Below are 4,639 nucleotides of genomic sequence, written 5' to 3'. Positions count from 1 at the left end.
AGGCAGTCCGGCTGCACCATCGCCTCCGCTCCCGGCCGCCGTGTCCCGCACGGCGACGCCCCGGGCTTGATCGGGTCGGCCGGCAGTGGCACCACCGTCCTCGCCGCCGGGGGATCCCGTTCCCCGTACGTCGTGCTGGCCGAGGGGGGCTGCGACGAAGAGGCGAAGAAGCAGGCCGAGGAAGCCCGCAAGCAGGCCGAGGAGGCTCAGAAGGCCGAGAAGGAGGCGAAGAAGGAGGAAAGTCGCAAGAAGGTCGCCAAGTGGAAGAAGCCGTCCTGGTACAACGACGTGAAGAACCCGCGGAAGGGCTCCAAGGATGGTGGCGACGGCCACTGGAAGGCCAAGAAGGCGGTGGCGTACTGGCCGAAGTCAGAGGTGTGGATGCGCTACCAGGAGCAGGTCTCCAAGGTGAAGCGCGGCAAGGAATACGCTGTCAAGGACCCCAAGACCGGCAGGGACGTCGACTTCGACGGGTGGGATTCGTCACGGCAGACTTACGTCGAGGCGAAGTTCGGCTACAGCAACAAGGTGCGGGCGGACGGCACACTCGAACCCGCTCAAGCGAACAAGTTCGTCGAGCAGGCGCGGCGGCAGCTGAGTGCGGCGAACGGGAAGCCGGTCGAGTGGAACTTCTCCAACAAGGCGGTGGCCGAGGCGGCGGAGGAAGCCTTCGACGAAGCCGGTATCGGGGTGGTCGTCAAGTACACGCCGTGGGAGAAGTGAAAGACGGGAGTGCGGATCATGAGTGCGGTGACGGTGGCTGTGCACTGGTGGGCCAGATCCGAGACGCCGCAGGAGCAGGCGGAACGCTGGTTGGTGCTCCTCGCCCGGCTGACGGAGCTGTCCGATGGCGAGCTGACGGAGTGGCGCTGGGACGTGGACGATGACGGCCCCGGCCCACTGGTGCCCCGGAGCACGGGTGAGTTCGCGACAGTGCTCCAGGCAGCGAACACGCATGACGACGTCGACATCATCGGCTGGACAGCCCACGTGGTCGGACGCCGGCAGGACGGTGGCTACGTCCAGGTGTGGATCTCGGCGGGCGGCACGAACGACCACAGCCCGTTCTTCGTGATCGTGAAGCTCTTCCCCGGGCCCGGCGCGTCGGCCTCGCCGCTCGCGGACCGTCTCGCCGAGACCCTCGCCGCGCTGGCGGGGGCCTGGGACCCGGACACCGGTCTTGCCTACGATCGTGAACTGTTCAAGACCGTCAAGGCGACCTATGGTCTGCCGGCCCCCGCCCCCCGCTGCGGCTGGTCGGTCTACCTCTCCGAGAACCGCGCAGCGCGCGTCCCCGGCGACTTCACGGCCCGACGGCTGCCCACCGAGCACGGCGGCCTCGTCCTGGACCTCGCGGCGAGCCCCGGCGAGACCCCGGCCACCGAAACAGTCCTTGCCGCCCACAGAGCCCTCGCTGACAGCGGCGCCCTGGAACCCATGCCCGTACCCGCAACGGGTGCCAAGCTGTGACGATGAGGGCCGGCCGGCGGTGAACGACGAAGCGGTGAGTGCCCCTCGATGAGCGTGCAGCAGCATCTCGCCCGGATCGGCGAACTCCTTGCCCGCCCCCTGACCGGGAGCGACACCTACCACCTCGTGATCTTGCGCGAGAGCCGTGACTTCGCTCCTCCGAACGACGACTGGGACGAGCTCATGCGGACCAGCGAGGAGTTCGAGAGGGAGCTGATCGACCTGGCAGCTGCCTTGGACGCCCGATGGGGCCCGCACACCACCGTGTCCATGGAGAACTACGTCCACGCCTTCATGGATCCGGACGCCGACGACCTCCCGCCCTTCTTCCTGTACCTGTGCGAGAGCGGATACTTCGGCGACCTTCTGTACTGGCGGGCCGGCGACCGTGTGCTCGCCGCGAGCGTCGGCCACGAGGACAAGGAGGAGCCGGTCGCGCTGTTCGCGGGGGTGACCGGTTCCAGGGAGGGATTCCCCGCGTAGGAGCGAGCGGCCCCCGGGTGAGCGCACGGGCTGCAATCGGCTGACCCCCTGTTCGGAAGCCGGTCCGGGTGGGCCTGCCACGCGCTGACGCACTCGTGTCCCGGCCGCGCTTCCACAACGCTGGCCGCCGACACACTGCGCACGGTAGCCGGCCATCGACTCAGCGGACCGTCACCCATGTCACGAGCGGGGACAACCGGCGCCGGCGTCGTGCGCCTGACTCCGCGCCACGACCACTTCCACCCGAGCCCCCTTCCGCACCCCCCACTCACCCATCGCCCCGGCCTCCGCCTCCACCACATGCCGGGCCCGCAGCCGAGGCATCCCCAGCCGCCCGGGCCGCATGGTGCGGACGGCGACGACGCGAAGGTCCCGATCGAGATAGGCGACATCGATCGCCATGCGCATCCGAAAGGTGTGCACGCTGTTGCCGGGGGAGAGGAGGATCGCCCCATCGATGGAGTCCCGCCCCAACAGCCCCGTCGTACGTGCCCGATAGGAGGCGGCGATCTCCAACGGCACCCGGACGGAAGCCTCCCCACCACCCCCGAACACGACCAGCTCCCCATGCCCGTCCCGCCAACGCCGCCTCATCCGGGCCCCCTCCGACCGTGCCGCCTGCCAACGGCTCTCCGCCCGAAGGTATCCACAGACAGCAGCCCCCACATGGGCCCACGCACCCAAGCCCTTTGCTGATTCCTGACTGAAACGCCGTACAGGACACCGCTGTTGGTGTTCGTCGTCGGCGCGTTATGCAACCGTTACGGCTCGAACCGGACGACGAAACGCCGATTCCTCCCCATACACCCCGCCGGTTGGCAAGCTTCACGCTGGTGCGGCCGCACCCCGCTGTATAGCTTTGGTTCGCTCAAGAGAAGCCTCGCCTCTGACCGGGAGCCGACCGTGAACCGCCGTCCCACCCTCCTCGCAGCGCTCACGCTGACCGCCGCTGCGGCCCTGACGCTGTCCGCGTGCGGAAGCGACGACAGCTCCGCGGCCAAGGACAACGACAAGATCGCGGGAGCCGACACCGGAAGCAAGGCATCTGCATCCCCGACCGTCTCCGACCCGGCGTCGGCCGGTCGGCCGAAGATCGACCTGCCGTCCGACCTCTCGTACACCTTCGACTGGCCCAAGACCGGAGACAAGGACAAGGACGCGATCCTGGCTGACGGCGAGCAGTCGATCAAGGCGGTCGACCTCGCGATCGTCAACCAGAACGCGCTCGACAAGGCGTACCTCTACTACTACGAGGGCGAGGCCGCCGCGAGCACGGAGAAGTTCGTCCAGAACTACGTCGACCACAAGGCAGCCATCACCGGCGCATACCGCTTCTACGCTCCGCAGGTGGCAGTCGGTAAGGGTGGTACGGCGTCGCTCAGCTACTGCGAGGACCAGGGCAAGGCGTATGTGAAGGACCTCAAGACCAACAAAGCCAAGAAGACCGAGGTCACCGCCAAGAGCTACGTCATCTACCACACGTCGCTCAAGAAGAACGACAAGGGCGCCTGGGTGATCCAGAAGATGGTCTCGCAGAGTGGGAGCCCCAAGTGCCAGCCATGAAAAGTCCGTTGAAGACCTTCTCTTCTCTGGTCATAGCCGGCACGTGTTGGTCGCTCGTGGCCCTTCCCGGAGTGGCGACCGCTGACGACACCCTGGGTGGTGACACCCAGGGCGCCAATCAGGAGGCCAACGCAGGCAAAGACGGCACCGTCTCCGTCACCGTGGGCGGCGTCGTCTTCGACCGCTCGAAGAACGGCAGTGGCAAATCCGCCGGCGCGCTCACGTCGTCCACGTCCTGGACCCCGCCGCCCTGCTGGTACGCCCCGAAGTACACCCCGGAACAGCTCCAGAAGACCATGGAGCCGGTCTGGGAGGCCGGTTCGACCGGCTACGAGTGGGACGCCAAGCAGCGCGACCGGTACGTCAAGGGGCACCCGTACAAGGACTTCAACAAGGACAAGACGGGCAAGGGCTACTTCTGGGACTCGTTCGTCGACGAGGACTTCCCCCCGGGCTGGGACGCCTGCACGGAGGAGCCCTTCTGGGTGGACCAGGGCGACCCTCCTCCGGCGAACATCAAGAACGCCGTCACTCCCGAGATCCTGGCCGAACTCGCCTACGCGGAAATTCGAGTCCCCGGCACCGAAGTCACCCTGGCCCCCGCCACCCAGACCAAGGTCAACCTGCCGACCTGGGCCTGGCTGGACGCCGCCGACTTCAAGCCGGTCTCCGTCACCGCGTCCGTACCGGTCATCGGCATTACGGCGACCGCGACGGCGAGACCGACCTCGCTCAGAATCGAACCGGGCACCAAGGACGCCGAGACCTACCCGGCCTCCGGAGTCTGCCAAATCAGCAACGGCCGCATCGGTGAGCCCTACGCGAAGGGCAAGGCGGACCGGACGCCACCCTGCGGAGTGAGATACCTGCGCTCCTCGGGCAACGGCACGTACCCGCTCCAGGCCACCGTCACCTGGGAGATCGACTGGACCGGCAGCGGCGGCGCGGGCGGCGACCTCCCCGACGGCACGTTCGGCGCCACGCAGGACGTGGTCGTACAGGAGATCCAGGCCGTCAACCGCTGAGCCGAACCACCGCTCCGACTGGCAGGCGGCAACCGTACGGTGGCCGCCTGCGTGTCGACCTGATGCCGGTCCACCCGGCTGTCTGAGACAGCCGGTCC

At 67.7% G+C, this 4,639-nt stretch carries 6 protein-coding genes; 5 read left to right on the top strand and 1 reads right to left on the bottom strand.

Annotation, left to right across the window (positions count from 1 at the left end):
• The 3 genes from ABZ281_RS38730 to ABZ281_RS38720 form a co-directional block, all read left to right on the top strand.
• Nucleotides 1-723, top strand: a 723-nt coding sequence (locus ABZ281_RS38730; RefSeq protein ID WP_356662702.1) for a Tox-REase-5 domain-containing protein, incomplete at its 5' end; no start/stop codon positions are given.
• Between the two features lie 18 nt (nucleotides 724-741).
• Nucleotides 742-1,470 (top strand): Imm52 family immunity protein, encoded by a 729-nt coding sequence (locus ABZ281_RS38725; protein WP_356662701.1) that lies wholly within the window; start codon nucleotides 742-744, stop codon nucleotides 1,468-1,470.
• A 48-nt stretch (nucleotides 1,471-1,518) separates the two neighbouring features.
• Nucleotides 1,519-1,953: a hypothetical protein gene (locus tag ABZ281_RS38720; RefSeq protein WP_356662700.1), complete on the top strand. Its 435-nt coding sequence runs from the start codon at nucleotides 1,519-1,521 to the stop codon at nucleotides 1,951-1,953.
• Between the two features lie 180 nt (nucleotides 1,954-2,133).
• On the opposite strand, the gene ABZ281_RS38715 is transcribed toward ABZ281_RS38720, so the two are convergent.
• Nucleotides 2,134-2,547 (bottom strand): DUF192 domain-containing protein, encoded by a 414-nt coding sequence (locus ABZ281_RS38715; protein WP_356662699.1) that lies wholly within the window; start codon nucleotides 2,545-2,547, stop codon nucleotides 2,134-2,136.
• A gap of 309 nt (nucleotides 2,548-2,856) precedes the next feature.
• Here ABZ281_RS38715 and ABZ281_RS38710 point away from each other — a divergent pair, with 309 nt between their 5' ends.
• Nucleotides 2,857-3,516: a hypothetical protein gene (locus tag ABZ281_RS38710; protein WP_356662698.1), complete on the top strand. Its 660-nt coding sequence runs from the start codon at nucleotides 2,857-2,859 to the stop codon at nucleotides 3,514-3,516.
• Nucleotides 3,517-3,587: 71 nt separating this feature from the next.
• Nucleotides 3,588-4,541: a hypothetical protein gene (locus tag ABZ281_RS38705; protein ID WP_356662697.1), complete on the top strand. Its 954-nt coding sequence runs from the start codon at nucleotides 3,588-3,590 to the stop codon at nucleotides 4,539-4,541.
• Nucleotides 4,542-4,639: the final 98 nt, after the last annotated feature.

Origin of the sequence: Streptomyces sp. NPDC006265 (assembly GCF_040613555.1) — a bacterium.
Taxonomy (GTDB): domain Bacteria; phylum Actinomycetota; class Actinomycetes; order Streptomycetales; family Streptomycetaceae; genus Streptomyces.
This window is presented reverse-complemented; position numbering and strand designations above follow the sequence as displayed.

Coding starts and splice junctions, on each gene's coding strand:
- ABZ281_RS38725 (WP_356662701.1), top strand. CDS start 742: ATGAGTGCGGTGACGGTGGCTGTGCACTGGTGGGCCAGATCCGAGACG.
- ABZ281_RS38720 (WP_356662700.1), top strand. CDS start 1,519: ATGAGCGTGCAGCAGCATCTCGCCCGGATCGGCGAACTCCTTGCCCGC.
- ABZ281_RS38715 (WP_356662699.1), bottom strand. CDS start 2,547: ATGAGGCGGCGTTGGCGGGACGGGCATGGGGAGCTGGTCGTGTTCGGG.